Origin of the sequence: Mesorhizobium sp. CA12, from assembly GCF_020165255.1 — a bacterium.
Taxonomy (GTDB): domain Bacteria; phylum Pseudomonadota; class Alphaproteobacteria; order Rhizobiales; family Rhizobiaceae; genus Mesorhizobium.
On sequence record NZ_JAIUHT010000001.1, the window covers coordinates 842,756 to 864,386 of the forward strand.

Annotated in this window: 16 protein-coding genes; 7 read left to right on the forward strand and 9 right to left on the reverse strand. The window is 63.6% G+C overall.

From position 1 onward, the window contains the following. The first annotated feature begins 37 nt into the window (after positions 1-37). Positions 38-868: an alpha/beta hydrolase gene (locus LB520_RS04045; RefSeq protein ID WP_224636511.1), complete on the forward strand. Its 831-nt coding sequence runs from the start codon at positions 38-40 to the stop codon at positions 866-868. A gap of 48 nt (positions 869-916) precedes the next feature. Here the strand turns inward: LB520_RS04045 and glp are convergent, their stop codons facing one another. Genes glp through LB520_RS04070 form a run of 5 tightly spaced genes read right to left on the reverse strand, consistent with a single transcriptional unit; the run spans position 917 to position 6,324 of the window. Then, on the reverse strand, positions 917-2,122 hold the full coding sequence (glp, locus tag LB520_RS04050) for a gephyrin-like molybdotransferase Glp (protein WP_224636512.1): 1,206 nt from the start codon (positions 2,120-2,122) through the stop codon (positions 917-919). Further along, positions 2,122-2,601, reverse strand: coding sequence for a cyclic pyranopterin monophosphate synthase MoaC (gene moaC / locus LB520_RS04055; RefSeq protein WP_224636513.1), 480 nt, complete (start codon positions 2,599-2,601; stop codon positions 2,122-2,124). The genes glp and moaC overlap by 1 nt, the downstream gene beginning before the upstream one ends. A 2-nt stretch (positions 2,602-2,603) precedes the next feature. Then, a complete protein-coding gene (trpC, locus tag LB520_RS04060) occupies positions 2,604-3,416 on the reverse strand; it encodes an indole-3-glycerol phosphate synthase TrpC (RefSeq protein ID WP_224528685.1) in 813 nt (270 codons plus the stop codon). 5 nt (positions 3,417-3,421) lie between these two features. Then, positions 3,422-4,432: an anthranilate phosphoribosyltransferase gene (gene trpD / locus LB520_RS04065; protein ID WP_095765376.1), complete on the reverse strand. Its 1,011-nt coding sequence runs from the start codon at positions 4,430-4,432 to the stop codon at positions 3,422-3,424. Continuing rightward, positions 4,429-6,324, reverse strand: a complete 1,896-nt coding sequence (locus tag LB520_RS04070) for a peptidylprolyl isomerase (RefSeq protein ID WP_224636514.1) — start codon at positions 6,322-6,324, stop codon at positions 4,429-4,431. The genes trpD and LB520_RS04070 overlap by 4 nt, the downstream gene beginning before the upstream one ends. Before the next feature lie 143 nt (positions 6,325-6,467). On the opposite strand from LB520_RS04070, the gene tpiA reads away from it, so the two are divergent. The 5 genes from tpiA to LB520_RS04095 all read left to right on the forward strand — a co-directional run bounded on the left by tpiA (position 6,468) and on the right by LB520_RS04095 (position 11,894). After that, a complete protein-coding gene (gene tpiA / locus LB520_RS04075; RefSeq protein ID WP_224636515.1) occupies positions 6,468-7,235 on the forward strand; it encodes a triose-phosphate isomerase in 768 nt (255 codons plus the stop codon). A 301-nt stretch (positions 7,236-7,536) separates the two neighbouring features. Then, on the forward strand, positions 7,537-8,049 hold the full coding sequence (gene secG / locus LB520_RS04080) for a preprotein translocase subunit SecG (RefSeq protein ID WP_224528672.1): 513 nt from the start codon (positions 7,537-7,539) through the stop codon (positions 8,047-8,049). Between the two features lie 210 nt (positions 8,050-8,259). Then, on the forward strand, positions 8,260-9,387 hold the full coding sequence (locus LB520_RS04085; protein ID WP_224636516.1) for a L,D-transpeptidase: 1,128 nt from the start codon (positions 8,260-8,262) through the stop codon (positions 9,385-9,387). Between the two features lie 148 nt (positions 9,388-9,535). Beyond that, positions 9,536-11,173, forward strand: coding sequence for a CTP synthase (locus tag LB520_RS04090; protein WP_140542386.1), 1,638 nt, complete (start codon positions 9,536-9,538; stop codon positions 11,171-11,173). Positions 11,174-11,348: 175 nt separating this feature from the next. Next, on the forward strand, positions 11,349-11,894 hold the full coding sequence (locus LB520_RS04095; protein ID WP_224636517.1) for a DUF1697 domain-containing protein: 546 nt from the start codon (positions 11,349-11,351) through the stop codon (positions 11,892-11,894). Positions 11,895-12,002: 108 nt separating this feature from the next. Here LB520_RS04095 and LB520_RS04100 read toward each other — a convergent pair whose 3' ends face one another. Then, positions 12,003-13,460 carry an NCS1 family nucleobase:cation symporter-1 gene (locus tag LB520_RS04100; RefSeq protein WP_224629268.1) on the reverse strand — a complete coding sequence of 486 codons (1,458 nt, stop codon included), beginning with the start codon at positions 13,458-13,460 and terminating at the stop codon, positions 12,003-12,005. 303 nt (positions 13,461-13,763) lie between these two features. On the opposite strand from LB520_RS04100, the gene LB520_RS04105 reads away from it, so the two are divergent. Beyond that, entirely contained in the window at positions 13,764-14,066 is a 303-nt protein-coding gene (locus tag LB520_RS04105) for a DUF982 domain-containing protein (protein ID WP_095765383.1), read from the forward strand. Between the two features lie 84 nt (positions 14,067-14,150). Here the strand turns inward: LB520_RS04105 and LB520_RS04110 are convergent, their stop codons facing one another. The 3 genes from LB520_RS04110 to LB520_RS04120 all read right to left on the reverse strand — a co-directional run bounded on the left by LB520_RS04110 (position 14,151) and on the right by LB520_RS04120 (position 21,062). After that, a complete protein-coding gene (locus tag LB520_RS04110) occupies positions 14,151-15,680 on the reverse strand; it encodes an HlyD family type I secretion periplasmic adaptor subunit (RefSeq protein ID WP_224636518.1) in 1,530 nt (509 codons plus the stop codon). A gap of 3 nt (positions 15,681-15,683) precedes the next feature. Then, positions 15,684-17,429 carry a type I secretion system permease/ATPase gene (locus LB520_RS04115; protein ID WP_224636519.1) on the reverse strand — a complete coding sequence of 582 codons (1,746 nt, stop codon included), beginning with the start codon at positions 17,427-17,429 and terminating at the stop codon, positions 15,684-15,686. 111 nt (positions 17,430-17,540) lie between these two features. Beyond that, positions 17,541-21,062: a DUF5801 repeats-in-toxin domain-containing protein gene (locus LB520_RS04120; protein WP_224636520.1), complete on the reverse strand. Its 3,522-nt coding sequence runs from the start codon at positions 21,060-21,062 to the stop codon at positions 17,541-17,543. Positions 21,063-21,631 lie beyond the last annotated feature (569 nt).

Below are 21,631 nucleotides of genomic sequence, written 5' to 3' on the forward strand. Positions count from 1 at the left end.
GCGATGCCGAACAAATGACCTGATCGCGGAGACACCGTTGCTGGGACATCGTATTGTCGACTGGGATGACGCCTATGCAAATGGCGCCAATATCGCGGGCGGCGACCGCTGGCCGGCTGCGTGGGATCGGCCGGCGCGGGCGTTTCGCGAAAGGCTGCTGTCAGAGGGCAGGGCGCGGCTCGATGTTGTCTACGGCGAAGCGCCGCGCAAGCGCTTCGACCTGTTTCTCCCGTCTGCGGCGCCAAGGGGGCTCGTCGTGTTCATCCACGGCGGCTACTGGATGGAGTCGGACAAGAGCTCCTGGTCACATCTGGCTGGAGGCGCGCTCGGCCGCGGCTTTGCCGTCGCCATGCCCTCCTACACGCTGTGCCCGCAGACCAGGATCAGCGGCATAGTCGGCGAGGTCGCTGCAGCGATCGAGAAGGCGGCGGCCATGGTCGATGGTCCGCTGATGCTGACCGGGCACTCGGCCGGCGGGCATCTCGCCAGCCGGATGGTGACCACGGCCTCACCGCTATCATCCGATGTGGCGCGGCGCATACGCCAGGTCGTTTCGATTTCAGGCCTGCACGACCTTCGGCCGCTGATGTTCACAGCGCTGAACGAGACCCTGAACATCGACGAGCCGGAAGCGCGGAGCGAAAGCCCGGCATTGTTGCGGCCTCGACAGGGAGCCTGCATCACCTGCTGGGCCGGCGGCGGCGAGCGTGCGGAATTCCTGCGCCAGAGCGCGTTGCTCGCCAACATCTGGACCGGGCTCGGCGCCTCCACCCGTTCAGTGGTCGAGCCGGACCGACATCATTTCAACATTGTCGATGGCCTCGCCGACCCGGATCATCCCCTGACCCGTACGCTGGTGGACGAATAAGGGTTACGATCGACTTCGTCGACGTATCAGGATCGACTTCGTCGACGCCTAGCGCAGCATGAGCACGCTGCATTCAGCGCCGGCTTCCGCCGCCGGCGCAAAGGGCTCGCGCACGATCAGGCCGTTGGCGTCGGCGAGCATCCGCAGCATCGAGGAGTCCTGGATTCCGAAAGGTATCGCGACCAAGGTGCCGGCGTCCTCGCGCACGACGGCGCGCACATAGTCCTGCCTAAGGTCGTTGGCCCGCATCGCGGTGCCAAGCCGGGCCGTTCGCATATCCTGATGGTGATCGCGGCCACCGAGCCGGGCAAGCAGCGGTTTCAGGAAGAGTTGCGAGCAGACAATGCTTGCCACCGGATTGCCGGGCAGGCCGATGCAGCGGATATGGCCAAGCCGGCCAAACATCAGTGGTTTGCCGGGGCGCATGGCGATTTTCCAGAAATCGAGCTGCATGCCTTCGCCGGTCAGCACGCTATGGACGAGGTCGTGGTCGCCGACCGAGGCGCCGCCGAGCGTGACGATGACATCGGCGTCCGCCTCGACCGCTTTCCGGACCAGCGCGGCAATCGCCTCCTGGCGGTCGGCGGCGATGCCGAGATCGAGCGCGAGCGCGCCGACCGACTGGGCGGCGGCTCCAACGCCGTAGGCATTCGACGAAATGATCTGGTCGGGGCCGAGCGCGCTGCCCGGGGGCAGCAATTCGTCGCCGGTGGCGATGATCGCGACCAGCGGCCGGCGCACGACGTTCAGGGCTGGGTGGTTGGCCGAGGCCGCCAGCGAAAGGGCCGCTGCATCGAGCACGCGGCCCTTTTCGAGCAGCACGTCGCCCTGGCCGAAGTCGAGCCCGCGGCGACGCACATTGCGTCCTTCCGTGGTCGGCTCCGTCACTTCGATCCTGCCATTGCCGAGATCGCGGACGTTTTCCTGGATGACGACCGTGTCGGCGCCCTCCGGCAACGGCGCTCCGGTGAAGATGCGCACGGCCTGGCCTTCCCCGACGGTTCCGGAGAAACCGCGCCCGGCAGGCGCCACGCCGATGACCTCGAGTAGCGCCGGCGCCGAGGCGACATCGGAGAAGCGTGCGGCATAGCCGTCCATCGCGGAGGCATCGAAAGGTGGCTGCGTGCGCAGCGCGACCACCGGCTCGGCCAGCACGCGACCCGCCGCGTCAGCCAGCGGAACGCGCTCGCCCGGCAGAGCCGTCACGCCGTCGAGCAGGCGTTCGAGCGCCTCGGTGACCGGGAGCAAGGCCATTATGAACCTGCCTTGTAGTCGCCTGATTTGCCGCCGGTCTTCTCGACCAGCCGGACGCCGGAAATCACCATCCCGCGGTCCGCTGCCTTGGCCATGTCGTAGATGGTGAGGCAGGCGACTGAAGCGGCGGTCAGCGCCTCCATCTCCACGCCCGTCTTGCCGGTGACGCGGGCGAGCGCGGTGACCTTGAGACCTGGCAAGGAATGGTCCGGCTCGATCTCGACGGCAACTTTGGTCAGAAGCAGCGGATGGCAGAGCGGGATCAGTTCGTGCGTCTTCTTTGCGGCCATGATGCCGGCGATACGGGCAGTCCCCAATACGTCGCCTTTCTTGGCGTCGCCGGCCAGGATCATCTCCAGCGTTTCCGGCTGCATGGAGACAAACCCTTCAGCGACTGCCGTGCGCGTCGTCTCGGCCTTGTCGCCGACGTCGACCATATTGGCTTCGCCTTTAGCGCCAAGATGAGTAAGGGAGACCATCCTCAAACGGCCTCGGCACGCGCCTTGCCGGTGAGCAGCAGTTGCGTGGCGGCGGCCACGTCGGCCTGCCGCATCAGGCTCTCGCCGACCAGGAAGGTGCCGATCTTGCTCTTCTCCAGCCGGCGGCAATCCTGATGCGTGAAGATGCCGCTTTCACTGACCAGCAGCCGATCCGCCGGCACCATGGCCGCCAGCCGCTCCGAGACGTCGAGGCTGGTTTCAAAGGTTCTGAGATCGCGGTTGTTGATGCCGATCAGCCGCGACGAAAGGCGAAGCGCGCGTTGCATTTCGTTTTCGTCGTGCACCTCGACCAGAGCGTCCATGCCGAGCTCGAAGGCGGTCGCTTCAAGGTCCCGGGCAAGCGCGTCGTCGACGCTCGCCATGATGATCAGGATCGCGTCGGCGCCCCAGGCGCGTGCTTCGTAGACCTGGTAGGGATCGAACAGGAAATCCTTGCGCAGAGCCGGCAGGCGCACCGCTGCCCGAGCGGCTGTCAGGAATTCGGGAGCGCCCTGGAAAGACGGGGCGTCCGTAAGCACCGAAAGGCAGGCGGCGCCACCTTGCTGGTAGGCCTGTGCCAATGACGGCGGATCGAAATCGGCGCGGATCAGGCCCCTGGAAGGGCTGGCCTTCTTGATCTCGGCGATCAGCGCGAAACCGCCGTCTCGGCGCTTGGCTTCCAGCGCGGCAAGGAAGCCGCGCGGCGGCTCGGCGTCCCCGGCCTTCGTCTTGATCTCGGCGAACGACACGGCGAGCTTCGCCGCGGCGATCTCTTCACGCTTGTAGGCTTCGATCTTGCGCAGGATATCGGACAAGGGGTCTATCCGTTCGAAATCTCGATGAGCTTGTCGAGCACCGCAAGCGCGCGGCCGCTGTCGATCGCTTGCGCCGCCGCCGCGATGCCGTCGGCCAGCGTCGTCACCTTGCCGGCCACAACCAGCCCGGCGCCGGCATTCATCAGCACCGTATCGCGATAGGCGCCGGCGGCTCCGCCAAGCATATCGCGCAATTCCTTGGCGTTGTAGGCCGCGTCGCCGCCGCGCAGCTCTTCCTTTGTGTGTCGCTTCAAGCCGACGGCTTCCGGCGTCAGGGTGAAGCTGCGGATTTCGCCGCCGGCAAGCTCAGCCACCTGGGTCTCGCCCGTCGTGGTGATCTCGTCATAGCCGTCGCCATGGACGACCCAGGCGTGATCGGCGCCCAGCGCCTTGAGCGTCTCGGCCACGGGCATGATCCACTCCGGCAGGAAGACGCCGACCATCTGGCGGCTGACGCCGGCAGGGTTCGACAGCGGTCCGAGCAGGTTGAAGATGGTGCGCGTGCCGAGCTCGACGCGGGTCGGCCCGACATGCTTCATCGCCGGATGATGCGCCGGCGCGAACATGAAGCCGACGCCGGCCTCATGGATGCAGCGTCCGATCGTCTCCGGCGGGATATCTATTCTAACGCCCAGCGCCGTCAGCACATCGGCGGAGCCGGTCAGCGAGGACAGGCCGCGATTGCCATGCTTGGCGACCGGCACGCCGGCCGCGGCAATGACGAAGGCCGAAGCGGTCGAGATGTTGACCGAATGCGAATTGTCGCCGCCGGTACCGACGATGTCGATGGCGCCTTGCGGCGCCTCGACGCGCAGCATCTTGGCGCGCATCGTGGCGACCGCGCCGGAAATCTCGCCCACCGTCTCGCCGCGCACGCGCAGCGCCATCAGGAAGCCGCCGATCTGGCCTGGCGTCGCGTCGCCCGACATGATGATGTCGAACGCCTCGCGCGCTTCCTCGAAGGAAAGCGCGGTGCCCGATGCGACCTTGGCTATGTGTGTCTTGAGAGCGCTCATCGTGTCTGTGCTTGCGAAACCGCGTTCGGATCGATGCGAACGTCATATTGCGACTGCAACTGCGCCACCAGCTGGTCGAGCAGATCGTCGGACATGCCGGCGCCGAAGGACTTCTGCGCGTCTTCCGGCACTGCGCTGCCATCGGCGCCTGCCGGCTCGAAGACCTCGGCGACCTTGAACAGGATCTGGCCGTCGCCGGTGGGCGAGGGGATCAAACCGGTGCCGCCTTCGCCGACGCCGAACATCGCCGCGGCGCCTTCCTTGCCGAAATCGGCATCGTCGGCTTCGCGCTTCAGGCCGCGCTTGGTCTGCTTGTCAAGCTTGAGCTCGCCGGCGATGACGTCGAGCGCGGTGCCTGCCTTGAGGCGCTTCTCCAGCTCCTGAGCCTTGGCGTCGAGCCGCTTGTTGGTCTCGGCCTCCGTCCAGTCGGCGACGACCTTCTTGCGGACCTCATCCAGCGTGCGGTCGCGCGCCGGCGTGACCGACTGCACTTCGTAGAAGACGAAACCGTTGCCGGCAGTCGTCAGGCCCTCGTTCTCGGTATTGGGCTCCGCCGCGAACACCGACTTGATCAGCTCGGCCGATTCCGGCAGGTCGTTGACGATCGTGCCGTCCGGCCGCTGGCCGGTACGGTCGATGGCGTCGATGGTGACGACCTTGAGCTTCAACTTCTCGGCGGCCTGGGCCAGCGAGGCGCCCGAGGCGCGGGTGTCCTCGTAGCTGTCATGCACATCGAGCAGGATGCGGCTTGCCTCGCCAAGCGCCAGGTCCTTGCGGATCTGGCCGGACACTTCCGAAAGCGGCTTCACCACCTGCGGCTTGATCTCGGTGACGCGCAAGAGCACGGGACCGAAGGCGCCCTGGACGACCTGGCTCACCTCGTTGGCATTGAGCGAGAAGGCGGCATCGGCCACCGCCTTGTCGGCGATCTTGTCCTTGGCCAGCGTGCCGAGCAGCGTGTCGGCCTGCGTCTTGCCTTCGGCGGTGACGAGCTTGTCGAAGGTAGCGCCAGCCTTCAGCGAATCCAACGCGGCCTTGGCCGCATCCGGAGTCTTGAACACCAGCTGCTCGATGGTGCGCATCTCGGGCGTCGTGTAGCGCGCGATGTTCTTGTTGTAGTCCTCGCTGATCTGCTGGTCTGTCACCGCGGACGGATCCATGATGTCCTGCGGCTCCAGCCGGACATAGGAGAACTTGCGGTATTCCGGCGCGGCATAGTTCTTCTTGTTGGCGTCGAAATAGGTTTTGAGGGCGCTGTCGGACGGCGCCTCGATCGGCTGCACCAGCGTCTTGGGCAGCACGACATAGTCGATCGTGCGATCCTCGCCGCGATAGAGAGAAACCGCCTTCAGGAAAGTCTGCGGAACCTTGAGGCCGTCGGAGATTGCCTCGACGATCTGCTGGCGCACGGCCACCTGCGAGCGGTTTCTGAGATAGTCCTCGGGCCGCATGCCGAGCTGGCGGAGCAGATACTCGAAGGTGCGGCGATCGAACTGGCCGCCGGGGCCTTTGAAGGCCGGATCCTCGCGCGTCAGTTCGGCCAGCCGATCCTTGGAGAGGCCGAGCCCCAGCTTGCGCGCCTGTTCGTCGAGCACTGCGCCCGAAACGAGTTGCGCCAGCACCTGATTGTCGACACCGAGCAGCTTGGCCTGTTCGTGGGTGACGCGCTGGCCATATTGCTGCGACAGAAGGCTGAGCTGGCGGTCGTAAGCGAGGCGGTACTCGTTGATCGAGACCTCCGTGCCGCCGGCCGTGATCACCGCGTGATGGCCGCCCAGCACGCCACCCACCATGCGCGTGGTCGCGCCCCAGGCGAGGAAACTCACCACCAGCAAGGACAGCAACGCCTTCGCGACCCAGGTGCCTGCCGCGCTTCTCAATATACCAAGCATGCATACTTCCGATTTTTGCGCATTTTCGCGTGCGCCGAGTCTGAAACAAGCGCAATAGCGCCCTTCCGGTCCACTGTCGATTGCTTTGTGACCTGATTTTGGTAGTGAGGGCGCTGCTTAATGTCGCTCGGAGAACGCGCCCCATGACCCCTGGAATCCGCCCGCTTGTCGCCGGCAACTGGAAAATGAACGGCACCAGCGCCTCGCTCAACGAGCTGCGGTCGATAGGCAACGGGTTCATGAGCGGGCTCGACGCGGAGACCGAAGCGGTCGTGTGCGTGCCGGCGACCTTGCTGCAGCGCGCCGCCGAGATCCTGTCGCGCACGCCGGTGCGTGCCGGCGGAGAGGATTGCCATCCCAAGGAGAGCGGCGCCTTCACGGGCGAGATTTCGGCCGAGATGCTCAAGGATGCTGGCGCAAGCCACGTCATCGTCGGTCATTCCGAGCGCCGCGAGCTGTTCGGCGACGACGATGCAATAGTCCATGCCAAGGCGTCGGCGGCCTGGCGGGCAGGGCTGGTGGCCATCATCTGCATCGGCGAGACGCGCGCCGAGCGGGAGGCGGGCGCCACGCTTGATGTCCTGTCGCGCCAGCTTGACGGTTCCGTGCCGGCGAGCGCCACCGCCGCCAACACCATCATCGCCTACGAGCCGGTCTGGGCGATCGGCACCGGCCTGACGCCGACCGCCGCCGATGTCGCCGACGCGCATGCGCATATCCGGGGCAAGCTGACCGCGCTGCTCGGCGATGCCGCGGCCAGGACGCGCATTCTTTACGGCGGCTCGGTCAAGCCTTCCAACGCGGTGGAACTGCTCGGCGTTGACAATGTCGACGGCGCGCTGGTCGGCGGCGCCAGCCTGAAGGCAGCCGACTTCCTGGCCATAGCGGAAGCTTATATGAACATGGCTTAGCCTGCGTTGAGATTCAGGTGATGCCGGCCTGCGAACGATGGTTTCCTGCGCTTCCGGTGCTCACGTACTTTAGTACGCTCCGCTCCGGTTCTCGGAAACCACCGTTCTCGGCTCGGCCTGACCTGAATCTCAACACACCCTAGCCGTCTCCCGGGCTCGCGTGGGCTAAATCGTTGTAATGGCCGCATTGGTTCCCATATTCCCGGCCACGGGCTTGGAAATGCCGCCAAAGCATTGTAAGGAGCCGCCTCCAAATCATCGGTCGTATGCGCGCTCGCGCAAGGCCTCGCCAGGATAAATTATGGAAACCGTACTGATCGTCGTCCACCTCATGGTCGTGCTCGCCCTCGTCGGCGTGGTGCTGCTGCAGCGCTCCGAAGGCGGCGGCCTGGGCATCGGCGGCGGTTCCGGTTTCATGACCGCTCGTGGCGCCGCCAACGCGTTGACGCGCGCCACCGCGATCCTGGCGGCAGCCTTCTTCGTGACGTCGCTGGCGCTGTCGATCCTTGCCCGCTACGGCGAAAAGCCGATCGACATCCTCGACCGCCCGGCAACGTCCAGCCAGGGCAACGGCGTGCTCAACCAGCTGCCGGGATCGAACGGACCGGTGGGCAGCTCGCAGCCCGCAGCCCCGACCGGCGGCTCTGCTCCCGCGGCTCCGGCTGGCGGTGCGACGAGCACCACGCCGCTTGCCAACGGCGCCACAGCGCCGGCTCCGGCCACAACGCCTGCTCCGGCGCCCGCGAATCCGAGCACCGCGCCGGCGACCAACGGCGTCACCTTGCCGGTCACCCCTCAGGTTCCGAACCAGTAGCCGGACAAGCACTGCCGCGATCTGTTGTTCTTTGAACACAGTCGCGGCAAATGCGCGCCCGATCACGAAGATTCAACCGGGCGTGGCGCCTGCCTCAGCTTGAGGCGATGACAGCTAATCGATTATAGATTGCGCGCGGCACTTTTGGCGTCCTTGGGGGACGCCGGGCGACGCCGTGGGCAACACGCATTGAACGATCGGATCTTCGCCATGCAGCTTCGCAGCTTCATCATTTTGGGAGTCTGTGCCGTCCTCGGCATGGGTTCCGCGGCCCTTGCCGGACCGGCAACTATGGTCTCCTCCCCGTCGGTAGAGAAAACCGATGCCATTCCCGTTGCCGCCGCCAAGAGCGACGCATCGCAGCTGAGGCTTCTCAAGAAGAAGAAAAATCCGACCTCGGACGATCTCGCGCAGATCGGCAAGCTCGAGGCCAAGATCGCTACCGACAAGCAAGCGGCAAACGATAAGGCGCTCGAAGCTCGCAAGATGGCCATGCGCGAGGCCGCCAAGGCCAAGGCTGACGCGGCGCGCCAGGAATGGCTCGCCAAGAAGGGCACTGCCGCGACGGCTGAGGTCGCCGACGCCAAGCCGGCCAAGAAGACCACCAAGATCATCGCGCCGCTGGACCCGGTGGCGCAGATCATGCCGGTCAAAGCCGAGGAGCCTATCCCGGCTGAGGTCATGAACATCACCGCTACCGGCAACAATGGCGAGTTGCGCAGTGAGCAGCCCGGCCAGAAGCAGACGAGCAGCGGCGGGCTGTTTGCCGGCCTCTTCGGCGGCTCGTCGGTGAGCTCGATCAGTTACCTGCCCGAGACCCGTGCGCTTGATTCGGCGCTGGCCAAGAAGGCCGCCAAGCGGCCGTTCAAGGTGAAGCCGGAATTCGTGCCGCAGGACGTCGCGTTCACCGGTTATGAGCCGGGCACCATCGTCATCGACACCAGCGCGCGCCGCCTCTACCTCGTCGAGTCGTTTTCCACGGCACGCCGCTATGCCATCGCGGTCGGCCGCGAAGGCCTGCAGTTCAAGGGCACGGTAGCCGTCGGCGACAAGCAGGAATGGCCGCGCTGGATACCGACGCTCGACATGCAGAAGCGCGAGCCGAAGCATTACGGCCAATACAAGGACGGCATGCCCGGCGGCGGCGAGAACCCGCTCGGCGCGCGCGCCATCTATCTCTATGACGGCAAGAAGGACACGCATCTGCGCATCCACGGCACAATCGCGCCGCAGTCGATCGGAACCAGCGCCTCCAATGGCTGCTTCCGCATGATCAACGAGCACGTCATGGACCTCTACAGCCGCGTCAAGATCGGCACGAAGGTTGTTATTATCTAAGGCTTTCCGTCAAACTGCCGAAAGGGCCGGCATCGCCGGCCCTTTTGTTTTGACTGAATCCAAGCCCGTGCGGGCCCCGTCGCCATTTTGGGAAAAAGCCTTCGCGGCGGTTTTTTCTCTGGCGGAATCAATCAGGCCGCGTTAAGCGATGACTCCCATGGCGCGATATGTATTCATCACAGGCGGCGTGGTTTCCTCACTCGGAAAAGGCATCGCCGCAGCAGCTCTTGGGGCTCTTCTGCAAGCGCGAGGCTATCGCGCGCGGATCAAAAAGCTCGATCCTTATCTCAATGTCGATCCCGGGACGATGTCGCCGTATCAGCACGGCGAAGTGTTCGTGACCGATGACGGCGCCGAGACCGACCTCGATCTCGGCCATTACGAGCGATTCACCGGGCGCTCGGCGAACCAGCAGGACAACATCACCACCGGCCGCATCTACAAGAACATCATCGAGCGCGAGCGGCGCGGCGACTATCTCGGCGCGACTGTGCAGGTGATCCCGCACGTCACCGACGAGATCAAGCATTTCGTACTGGACGGCAATGACGACTACGATTTTGTGCTGTGCGAAATCGGCGGCACCGTCGGCGACATCGAGGCGATGCCGTTCCTGGAAGCGATCCGACAGCTCGGCAACGATCTGCCGCGCAACAACGCCGTCTATGTACATCTGACCCTGATGCCCTACATCCCGACGGCCGGCGAACTGAAGACCAAGCCGACGCAGCATTCGGTCAAGGAACTGCGCGGCATCGGCATCGCGCCCGACATCCTTTTGGTGCGCGCCGACCGGCCGATCCCGAAGGAGGAGCGCCGGAAACTTTCGCTGTTCTGCAACGTGCGCGAAAGCGCCGTCATCCAGGCGCTGGACGTGCCGCATATCTATGACGTGCCTTTGGCCTATCACCAGGAGGGCCTCGATTCGGAAGTGCTGGCGGCCTTCGGTATCGACCCGGCGCCGAAGCCCCGCATGGAGCCGTGGCAGAAGCTTTCCAACCACATCCACAATCCGGAAGGCGAGGTGACGATCGCCATCGTCGGCAAATACACCGGCCTCAAGGATGCCTATAAATCGCTGATTGAGGCGCTGTCGCATGGCGGCCTCGCCAATCGCGTCAAGGTCAAGCTCGACTGGATCGAAAGCGAGATCTTCGAGAAGGAAGATCCGGCGCCGTGGCTGGAGAAGGTGCACGGCATCCTCGTTCCCGGCGGCTTCGGCGAGCGCGGCTCGGAAGGCAAGATCCTGGCGGCAAAGTTCGCCCGCGAGCGCAAGGTGCCTTACTTCGGCATCTGCTTCGGCATGCAGATGGCCTGCATCGAGGCGGCCCGCTCGCTGGCGGGTGTCGACCATGCGTCGTCGACCGAGTTCGGCCCGACCGACGAGCCCGTCGTCGGCCTGATGACCGAGTGGCTGAAGGGCAATATGCTTGAGAAGCGCAGGGCCGCAGGCGATCTCGGCGGCACGATGCGGCTTGGCGCCTATCAGGCCGAGCTCGCCAAGGGCTCGAAGATAGCGGATATCTACGGCGACACGCAAATTTCCGAGCGCCACCGACATCGCTACGAAGTCAACATCGACTACAAGCAGCGGCTCGAGGATTGCGGCCTGGTGTTTGCCGGCATGTCGCCCGACGGCGTGCTGCCGGAGACGGTCGAATATCCTGACCACCCATGGTTCATCGGCGTGCAGTATCACCCCGAACTGAAGAGCCGGCCGCTCGACCCGCATCCGCTGTTCGCCAGCTTTATCTCGGCTGCAGTGGATCAGTCGCGGCTCGTCTAGGTGTGCTGATATTCAGGTGAGGCCGGCCTGGAAATGGCGGCTTCCTGCGCTTCCGGTGCTCACGTACGAAAAGTACGCTCCGCTCCGGTTCTCGGAAACCACCATTTTCGACTCGGCCTGACCTGAATCTCAGCACGCCTTGGCTCCGGCCTGCGTGCCAGCTATGCGGACCGTAATGCAAACTTATGTCGCGCTGCTCTACAGCATCATCCTGGACGAGGGGCGGCGGGTGGTCATGTCCGACCTGAAGGCCATGGCGGAAAGCCTCGGGCTGAAAAACGTCCGCACGCTGGTGGCGACAGGCAATCTGGTGTTCGAGGCGCGCACAGGCGAGCTTTCAAAGCTCGAGCGCCGGCTGGAAAAGGCGTTCGAGAAAAGCTTCGGCCGGCATGTCGACATCATCGTGCGCGGTGCCGAGGACTGGCTGAAGCTTGCCGCCGCCAATCCGTTTCCGGGCGAATCAGCGGACGCGGCCGATCAGGTTGCGGTGCGCGTGATGCGCGAGCCGCTGCCCGCGCACACCGTCGAAGCCCTCCAGCCCTATGCAGCCGACGACGAGTTGGTGCAGGTGGTAGACGGCGATATCTGGCTTGTCTTCTCGCGTGAGCGGCCGAACTCGCGGCTGCTTGCCGCCGCCAATCACAAACGCCTTGGCATCGGCACGTCGCGCAACTGGAACACGGTGCGCCGTTTGGCGGAGATGGTAGGCAGTAGGCAGTAGGCAGTAGGCAGTAGGCAGTAGGCAGTAGGCAGTAGGCAGTAGGCAGTAGGCAGTAGGCAGTAGGGTGGCATTCTCTATTGCCTAAGCCCTACTGCCTACTGCCTTGTTTCAGGCCTTCGCCACCTTCGCGCCTGCACCAAGCGCCATGGTGCGCAGCACGTAGTAGACGACGCCGGCGATCGCCACGCCAAAGAACCAGCCATAGACGCCCCACCAGGACGGCAGCCAGTTGGTGAAGTTGGGCAGGATCGAGGAGAAGATGGCGCCGATGCCGGCAGCGATGAAGGCGTTGACATGCCACCCGCTCTGGAAACGGAACTCGCCGTCTTCGCGATAGAGTGCTTCGACGTCGACTTCGCTTTTGCGGATCAGGTAGTAGTCGACCATCATCACGCCGAAGATCGGTCCCATCGTCGCGCCGATGACGTTGACGAAGGAAGCCGCACTGCCTTCCCATGGCGCGAAGGGATAGAGCACCAGGGCGATCAGCGCCGCGATGTAGCCGCCCTTCTTGAAGTCGATCTGGCGCGGGAAGACGTTGGAGAAATCGAACGCCGGCGAGACAAAATTCGCCACGACGTTGATGCCCAGCGTCGCCACCGCGAAGGTCAGCGCGGCGAGAGCGGCCAGGAACCAGCTGTCGAACTTGGCCGAGATCTGGTCGGGATGCAGCAGCACCTCATGATAGACGTCGTAGGCGGCGATCGTGGTGACGCCGGCGACCAGCGAGAACAGGATGAGGTTGACCGGCAGGCCCCAGATGTTGCCCTTGCGCAGGGCCGCATTGTCCGGCGCGTAGCGGGCGAAATCGCAGAAGTTGAGGTAGAGAGCCGAGAAATAGGTCACCCAGATCGCCGCCACCGCGAACAGCGCGGTCCAGGATCCCGGCTCGCCCGGAACGCCGGCGTCCTTGGTCTTGTCCAGCAGCACATCCATCGGGATGTCGCTGGTGAAGGCGAAAGTGCCGGACTTCACGCAAAGATAGATGGCCAGGATCAGCATCATGATCCACACGGCCGGGCCGGCCCAATCCTGGAAGCGACGGACGGTTTCCATGCCCTTCTGGATGATCAGCAACTGCAGCGCCCAGATGATGACGAAGCAGATCACCTCCAGCGTCGAGTGTCCCAGAAGGTGCGAGCTCTTGTTGAACTCGTCGAACCATTGCAGGCGCGTCAGCAGCGCCACGATCGCGCCCGACGCCGCGGCCGTCTGGGCGCCGTACCAGAAGCAGGCGACGATCGCCCTCACCAGCGCCGGGACGTTGGCGCCCCAGATGCCGAAGGAGGCGCGGGCAAGCACGGGGTAGGGTACGCCGGTCTTCACGCCTGCATAGCCGACCATATTCATCAGCGCATAGATGATTAGCGAGCCGATGCCGATGGCGATGATGAAGTTGACGAAGCCGCCGCAGAACAGAAACAGGCTTGCCGCTAGGTAGTAGCCCCAGAGGCTGTGGACGTCGGAGGTCCAGACGTTGAAGATCGAAAACGGTCCCCAGTTCCTGACCGTTGCGGGAGCCAGATCCTCATTGTAGAGGTCAGGCGATGCGCCTTGAATGGTCATTGCAAGTGTTCCCCTTTTTGCAAACGCGCCCTCACGCGTTGACCGCGGAGGTTAAGCCTGACGCAGGGTAACCGGCAAGCAACCCATTTGCCGGCTTTCGCCTTAAAGATATTCAATGAGAATCGCCGTTATCCGGCGGCTCCAGGCCTGCATTGGCTGAGTCGCCAATTGATTTTCGCGCATGTCAGGCGAGGGCCCGCGTTTCGAACTTTTTCCATCGGCAACCAAATTTGTTTGGAACCGATTCGCGGGACGTGCGTTTATTGCGGTTCGACTGCGCTGCGGTCGACCGGGAGGATAATTATGGATCGCTTGCATTTCTTTACCCCAGTGCGAATTGCGCGTGGGCAGGGATACCCTGTGGAGGAAGTCGATAGCGTCTCCGAGGCGATGGTGTTCCTGCGGAAGTGGCCAACGGGAAGACGCGGCCCGGTTTATCAATGCGCCCTGAATTGCTGTGCGGCGGCACTGTCGGGCAAGATGTCGGCCGAGGAAGCGCGCAAAGCCTTTGTCGGCTTTGCCCGCATCACCCGGCTGCTCGACGACGACATGGCGCTGCCGCTGGGCGGCGCATCGATGGACAATGTCCACGCCCTGAGGCGCTAGCGCCGTCACGCCCCCGCGGCTGCGCCTGACAGATGCGACGATGAGGCGTCGGCTTATGGCCGACGTCGCTGCACTGTCGTCGGCTCAGTTTTCTTTGAAAGAGCGTGTGAGCGAAGCCTGCACCGGGGCCAGCATATAGTCGAGCAAAGTGTGCTCTCCCGTCAGGATCATGACCTCCGCCGGCATGCCGGGAGACAAGTGCACGTCATGCAGCTCTGCGAGATCGGCGGTGTCGACCTTGACCTTGGCGAGGAAATAAGGCTCGCCGGTCTTTTCGTCCGTCAGCCGGTCGGCCGACACCGATGTGAGCAGGCCATGGATTTGCGGCAGATGCCGGCTCGGATAGGCCGACAACACCACGCGAGCCGGCATGTCAGGATGTACCACGTCGATATCCGCCGGTTTGATGCGTGAATCGATGACCAGATTGGGCTCGTTGGGAACGATATCAAGCAGCGCCTGGCCGCTTGCGATCACGCCCGATTCGGTCGTTATGCGCAGGTTCATCACCGTTCCGGCGATTGGTGCGACAATGTCGGTCCTGGCCAGCACATCCTGGCGCGAAGGTAATTGGCTGCGCAGTTCAGCCAGGTCCCCTCGCACTTTTGCTAGATCCTCATTGGTGCTCTCGCTGTCCTGTTGGCGCAGGTTGAGGAGTTGGAACTCGGTCTCGCCGATCTGCTGGTCGTTGTGTGCCACTTGCGCGCGGTTCGACGCCTGATTGGCGCGGATCTCGGCCTGGGACCGCTGCAGCGCCAGTATCCGCGGCAGCCGCTCCAGTCCCTGTTTGTACATTTCCTGCGCTGAGGCGATCTCCTGGTCGATCAGCCTGAGCTGCTCGGCCTCGGCGGCAATTACCTCCCTCGATCCTGTACTTTGCTCCTGGATTTGCGCGATGCGCTTGCTGAGGATTTGCGTGCGCCCCGCACGGGTCGCCAGGCGGCTGTCGAGCAGCGCCTGTTCCTCGGCGACCACCTTTCGCGCCGTCTCGCTGTCGATCGATGTCAGCTCCTTGGGGAAGGTGATCCGGTCCTGCCCGGCAAGCTCCGCGACCAGGCGCGCTTCGGTCGCCAGCAGTCGGATATAATGGCCTTGCAACTCGTCGTAGCGACCCTGGGCGTCGATGGTCTTCAGGCTGATCAACACCTGGCCGGCGCTCACCTTGTCGCCTTCCTTTACGTGGATCGCGCCGATGATGCCGCCCTCCAGATGCTGGACGGTCTTGCGATAGCCCTCGGGGCTGACAACGCCGTTGGCGACGACGGCGCTTGCCAGAAGAGCGACGCTTGACCATGCGGCGGTGCCGCCCACGAAGACGATCGCCGACACATAGCCCAGCATGCGCGCGGGCCGCGTCCGTCGGTTCAGGTCGCGGCCGCTGGCGCGGAGGGCAGGTGACCGCCGCCGGACCAAGCCTGAAACCAGCAGCAGGACGAGCACGCCGGCGGCCGCAATCATTGTGATGCGCGTCGGCTGGTTCAGGCCGCGGAACCAAATCGATGCCGCGGCGACCAGATCGCCTGCGGAAATGGACAGCCTGTCCGCCAACGCGCCCAGGCTATCCATCAGCCTGTCCAGCATCGTCGAGAAGTCGCCAAATCGATCACCGCCCATGGCTCACTCCCCCGCCTTCAGGTTTGCTGGCGCATTGGCGGCGATCTTGTCCCGCATGGCCGCCGGCACCGGGATGCGCCTGGGCTGGCCTGCCAGCGCGCCGAGCACCTCGTCGCGCGTGCCGAACATCGAAAGGGATCCGTCGCGGATGAGGGCGATATGGTCGGCAGTGCGCAGAAGATTGGTCTGATGGCTGATGACGACTACCGTGCGGCCCCGCTCCTTGAGCTGCCGGAGCACGTTGAACAGCGCCACTTCGCCTTCGCCGTCGAGGCCGGTGTTCGGCTCGTCGAGGACGATCAGCGGCGGGTCACCGAATAGCGCCCGGGCCAGCGCGATGCGCTGGCGCTGGCCGCGCGATATCCGGGCCCCATGCGGTCCGACTTCGGTGCGATAGCCGCTCGGCAGCCGCAGGATCATTTCGTGGATGCCGGCGAGTTGAGCCGCGGCTATGACCGCTTCGCTGTCGACGTCACGCAGGCGGGCGATGTTCTCGGCGATCGTTCCAGGGAACAGCTCGACCTGCTGCGGCAGATAGCCGATATGCTGACCGAGTTCCTCCGCAGGCCAGTTCCAGACCTCCGCGCCATCCAGCCGGACGTGGCCGAGCGAGGGCCGCAGCGTGCCGACAATGAGACGGCAGAGCGTGGTCTTGCCCGAGCCGGACGGGCCAATCACGCCGCAGGTCTGGCCGGGTTCGACGCCGAAGCCTATCGCGTTCAGCAACGCCTGCGACGTCCCTGGCGCACAATAATGCAGATTTTCGAGCTTCAGCCGGCCTTGCGGGCGGGGCAGGCTGACGCCGGCTGTTTGCATCGATCTGGTCTCGGCGAAAAGCTTCATCAGGTTGCGGCGCGCGGTCCGCGCGCTGACCAGACTGCGCCAGGCGCCTATCGAGCGCTCGATCGGCGCCAGCGCGCGGCTGAGCAGGATGGAAGCCGCGATCATCGAGCCCGGCGTCAGCTCGCGGCGCAGGACGAGATAGGCGCCGAGCCCCAGCACGGCCACCTGAAGGGCGAGACGCAGCGAACGCGACAGGCTTCCGATGATGGTGGTGCGCTGTAAAATCCGGGTCTGGATGTCGATCAGCGATTGCTGGTTTTGCTCCCACCGCCGCAGCGCCGGCTCGGACATGCCGAGCGAGCGCAATGTCTCGGCGCCATCGACAAATTGACCGACGGCGGCCTGGCTGCGGCGAAGCCCCGCTGCCGCATCCTGGCCTTTGCGGCGGGTGAGGAAATCGTTGGCGAGCGCGGCGCAGAACAGGAGCACGGCGCCGGCAAGGCCGACTACACCCAATGCCGGATGCAGAAACCACATGAACGCCAGGAAGACCGGCGTCCAGGGCGCGTCGAGGAAAGTCAGTATGCCATCGCCGGCAATGAAGCCGCGCAGATCGCCCACGTCCTTCAGGCCGGTTTCGAGGTTGCTGCCGGCCAGGCGCGCCTCCATCGCGCGTTCGATCACCGGAACGCTGAGCTGGTCGTCCAGCCACTGGCTGATATGGCCGAGCATCATCCGGCGGGCGTGTTCCAGCAGGCCATAGACGGCGATGGCGCCGATGACGGCAAGGGTAAGCCATAGCAGCGTGTCGATCGACCCGCTCGACAGCACCCTGTCGTAGATCTGCAGCATGTAGACGGTGCTGGCGAGCAGGAGGAGATTGGTAAGCAGGCTGAAGAGAAGGAGGGCGGGCACCTGATGGCGGGCCAGATGCATCACTTCCTGGAATTGCGGTCTTGGCTGCATCACGGACCCCCCGCTTCGATGCCTTTTGTCAGTGCCCGGCCCCGGCGTTGAATTGGCGTCTGGGCCGGTGTCGTTACGGGGGCAGCATCGGCTGCCCCCGTAAGGCGGGCGTCAGGCGATGTCGACCAGAATGTGCTGCACCGCTGTCGTGTCGCCATCCGCGTCCGCGATCTGGACGCCGAAGTCGAGGTGCGCGTCCGGTGTCGTGGTCTGCGTCGAGGTGAAGCCGAGGTCCACGATCTTCAAGACGTCGTTGTCGGTCGGGTCCCAGTTCACCAACGTGGTTTGAGAGCTGCCGCCACCTGAGCCAGTGGCTCGGTTCAGGTCGATCGCCGTGCCGTCGCCGGTGATTCCGTTGCCGGACTGCATGATCTGGGCACCCTGGATCACCCAATTCTCGCCGACACCATTGTAGTCGTTCCTCTCGATGATGATGAGGCCGTCGTTATTGTCGAGTGGGAAGTCCGCTGCGTATGCGGTAGGCACCTGCCCCATTTTGTAGATGTCGGCGTTCTCGATGTAGATCGCCTTCGTGGTATGCACGCTACTGTCCGTGCTGCTGACGAGCTGAAGGATGACCATCAGGTCCTCACTGGTGCCGATCCCGTCGAACTTGATGGCCATGTCGGCCGCCGTCTGGCTGGGGGTGACGATCTCGGTGCCGATGCCAGGGCTGGTGTCGAAGAACCGCAGCGTCAGCAATTCGCCTTTCTGGATGGTGTCGCCAGCGACCCCGTTCGTGCTCTGGGTGGCAGACACCCAGTCCTCGTGGTTGTTGGTGACCAGATCGCCAGGGTTCCACGCGGTGTCGGTGGGTGTCGCGTTGTCGCTGTCGCCGGTGGAGTTAAGACCGAACTTGATGGTATTGGTGACCGAGTTCGCCGTGAACTGCACGAAGAAGTTCCGGTCGGTCGTTTCGGGAGTGCTGTCCGCCTCGAAGAGCTTCTCCACCACAATGTTCGGGTGGCCGACATTGCTCGTGGGTTCCTTGGATAGAAGCTCACTGGTGTGCAGGATGTCTTTGGTGAAGCCCTCCACCGCGTCGTTCAAGGTGATGGTGTAGGTGTCAGCAGCCTTGTTGAAGACTAGGGTGCCGCCCGCCGTGGCCGTTTGGTCGCCAGCCGTATCCGGGTCGCTGTCGTACGAGATTTGCCAGTTGAACGTTGCCTGGGTGGCGTCTTCCGACTGGAGCGTCGCGGACGAGCTAATGAACGGCGTCTGCGTGTTGGGGACAAGACCTGTGAGGTTGCCACCAAGGCTGAGCTGGATGCCGCTAGCCACGACGTCCTGGTCGACAAAGTCCGAGTGCGTGGTGTCGTAGAACGCGGCTGGGTGGGCATCCGCGCCAACATCGTAGCCGAAGGCCCCGGTGGCCGACGCGTTGAGCGTGTTGGCCAGCGTCTCGTGCTGGATACCTGGGGTAACGGGGTCCCCGTCGAACGGCACCGTGATCGTCGGCCCGTCGTCCTTGAAGACGAGGTTCTGGCCGATGTTGAGTGTGGCCGCCTGTTGATCGCCGTCCTTGTCGATGATGGTCGCGGTGAGTTGAATCAGGTTGTCCGCGTCCAGCGTCTTGCTCTCGTCCGGGTCGCTGGTCGGATGGACCACTGCCCGGAGCTGATCCAGGGTGACGCTACCGGTACCGCTAACGGAGACTGTGAACACAAGGTCGTTGCTTGTGGCGGTGCGACCTTCGATGATGGCACCATTGAGCGAGAGGACGACCGCCTGACCGGTTAAGGTGTCGGTAAGTCCGGTCGAGCCCGCTGTAAAGCCGAGCGCATAGGTCACCGTGCCGGCTCCGTCTGCCCCGAAGGCCGAGCTGAAGTTCGCTGCAAAGCTCTTGGTGTCGTTGGTCGTAAGAACCGTGTCATCGACAGTCAGCGTCGGCTCGGTGCCGGTCGTCGAGATGCTCGGCCCGTCGTCCTTGAAGTTGAGGTTCTGGCCGATGTCGAGGGTGGCCGGTGCGTGGTCACCGTCCTTGTCGGTGACGGTCGCGGTGAGTTGGATCAAATTGTCGGCTGCCAGAGTCTTGCTCTCGTCCGGGTCGCTGGTGGGATGGACCACCGCGCGGATCTGATCGAGGGTGACGTTGCCCGAGGCGTCGACAGAGACCGTGAACACGAGGTCGTTGCTCGTGGCTGTGCGACCTTGGATGGCGCCGCCACTCAGCGAGAGGACGACAGGCTGCCCAGTCGCGGTGTCGACCAGTCCGGTCGAACCTGCCGTAAAGCTAAGCGCGTAGGTCACCGTGCCTGCCCCGTCTGCCCCGTAGACCGGGCTGAAGTTGGCGGCAAAGCTCTTCGTGTCGTTAGTGCCAAGAATCGTCTCGTCAACGGTCAGCGTCGGCTCGGTGCCGGTCGTCGAAATGCTTGGTCCATCGTCGTTGAAGTTGATGAAAGAGCCGACTTGTTCGTTGTAGGCGTTGGCCACGTTCCCAGCAAAGTGCACTTCCTTGACGTCGAAATAGTCCTTCTCCGTGTCGATATTCTTGATGGTGAATCGGTCGAACGTTCCGCCCGAGCCGCCCGCGGTCGTGAAATCGACGGTCACGCCCTCGCGGACGTTGTGCAGGACCATTCCGGTGCCGCTGAGATCAACTGTTATGCCCAGGGCGGCGGCCGTCGTCGCGACGCCGTTCAGCTTGAACGTCACTCCGGTGATATTGATCTCGGTATCGTTGTCGTCACCCGGCAACACGGAGCCTTTCGCGTTGTCGTTATTGTTGTAGGCGTGGACCTCAATATCGGCCACGGTGTTGGTGGGTGTGGACTGCGAGATCGAGAAACCTGCGCCGGAGACGTTCTCGATGTGGTCGGTGTAGTTGGGCGCGAGCGGCGTGTCGGTAAAGTTCTTGCCAGCGCTCTGGGTGCCGCCATTTATCAGATCGATCTGAAGCTCACGGCCGAAGCGTACATCCTGGGATGAGACGCCCAGGCCTTGCGTGCTGACGTTGACTTCAGCCTGCACCCCATTGTCGTGAGCGGTGACAAGGATCTTCTGTGAGCTCGCGACGTCGGCGTCGAGGATGTACCAATTGTTGTGTCCGGGAGGGGCGTCGCCGAGCTGGCTGAAATTGAGCACGGTCGTTCCCGTGACCGATGCGAACACCTTGTTGAGCAGATCGATTTGGTCGTTCGGGTTAGTTCCATCCGGATGGAACAACGGCACATACTGAACCAGGTACAGGTCTGCATTGGTGGCGCTGGTGCTGGCCAGCCCAAACGAGAAGGCGAGTGGGCCGGTGGGGGCGGGCATGGTGGCCGCGTTTGAGGTCCCAATGACGCCGATCACAACGTTTGGGTGAGTTTGATCTTGGAACAGCCAGACATAATTGCCATCGACCGTCCGGATGCTGCTGTTCACGCCGACGGTGGTCGAAAACGGAGTTCCGGAGGCATTCTGCGTGAGAATAACCGAGGTGATGGTTTCGCCCGCATTTGCCGTGGCGATCACGAAGTCGCTCTGGAAGGCGACCTCGGGTGAGGCCAGCCCTCCCGGACCGTCGAGGCCCAAGAGATAGGTAAGCGTGTCGTTGGTGCTGTGCGGCGGAAGGGCCGGGTTGATGTCGTCATCCTGCGGGCCGGTGGTCTCGTCGATGATGATGTCTTGAGCTGTGATATCGAGTGCCATTGGAAATTCTCCCTGGTTTCAATGCGGCAGCGCGATTTCAGCCCCAACGCTGGCAACCGGCCGCACGGACGCACATCCGCTGGCCAGGCCAGCGCTACGCGCCATCGTTAAAGAAAGCTGGAGTGGTGAATTGACTCTCGGGAGGGGTAGAGGGGGTTCGGAGGAGCCGCCGCTGATCCTCCGCTCCTTGCCCCGTCAGACATTGCTGGGGGGATGCGTCCTGTGCGCATCGGCAATCCGCCCACGGCGGGCGCCGAAGATAAATGATGAGGGCATACTAACCGCCCCTCCCCAACAGGCATGACTGCCTGCACGCCTCCACTGCTCATATTATGAGCAGCTAATGTTTACTCTTATTTGTGGAAAATTAAAGCTGGACTATTGATTTTTTAATAACTATGTGACTTGGGAAAATGGTCCCTCTCGAAATGGGACTTATGTCCCTGTCGTCGAAGTATCTGAAAATAAAAGAGAATGCGGTATATTGCGCTAACAGATTTGATTATGACAGGGCAAACAGCATTGAATAGGCTTATGCAGACGACGCTCGCCATAGCACCAATGATGGA

Coding starts and splice junctions, on each gene's coding strand:
- glp (WP_224636512.1), bottom strand. CDS start 2,122: ATGGCCTTGCTCCCGGTCACCGAGGCGCTCGAACGCCTGCTCGACGGC.
- moaC (WP_224636513.1), bottom strand. CDS start 2,601: ATGGTCTCCCTTACTCATCTTGGCGCTAAAGGCGAAGCCAATATGGTC.
- trpD (WP_095765376.1), bottom strand. CDS start 4,432: ATGAGCGCTCTCAAGACACACATAGCCAAGGTCGCATCGGGCACCGCG.
- LB520_RS04070 (WP_224636514.1), bottom strand. CDS start 6,324: ATGCTTGGTATATTGAGAAGCGCGGCAGGCACCTGGGTCGCGAAGGCG.
- tpiA (WP_224636515.1), top strand. CDS start 6,468: ATGACCCCTGGAATCCGCCCGCTTGTCGCCGGCAACTGGAAAATGAAC.
- secG (WP_224528672.1), top strand. CDS start 7,537: ATGGAAACCGTACTGATCGTCGTCCACCTCATGGTCGTGCTCGCCCTC.
- LB520_RS04085 (WP_224636516.1), top strand. CDS start 8,260: ATGCAGCTTCGCAGCTTCATCATTTTGGGAGTCTGTGCCGTCCTCGGC.
- LB520_RS04090 (WP_140542386.1), top strand. CDS start 9,536: ATGACTCCCATGGCGCGATATGTATTCATCACAGGCGGCGTGGTTTCC.
- LB520_RS04095 (WP_224636517.1), top strand. CDS start 11,349: ATGCAAACTTATGTCGCGCTGCTCTACAGCATCATCCTGGACGAGGGG.
- LB520_RS04100 (WP_224629268.1), bottom strand. CDS start 13,460: ATGACCATTCAAGGCGCATCGCCTGACCTCTACAATGAGGATCTGGCT.
- LB520_RS04105 (WP_095765383.1), top strand. CDS start 13,764: ATGGATCGCTTGCATTTCTTTACCCCAGTGCGAATTGCGCGTGGGCAG.
- LB520_RS04110 (WP_224636518.1), bottom strand. CDS start 15,680: ATGGGCGGTGATCGATTTGGCGACTTCTCGACGATGCTGGACAGGCTG.
- LB520_RS04115 (WP_224636519.1), bottom strand. CDS start 17,429: ATGCAGCCAAGACCGCAATTCCAGGAAGTGATGCATCTGGCCCGCCAT.
- LB520_RS04120 (WP_224636520.1), bottom strand. CDS start 21,062: ATGGCACTCGATATCACAGCTCAAGACATCATCATCGACGAGACCACC.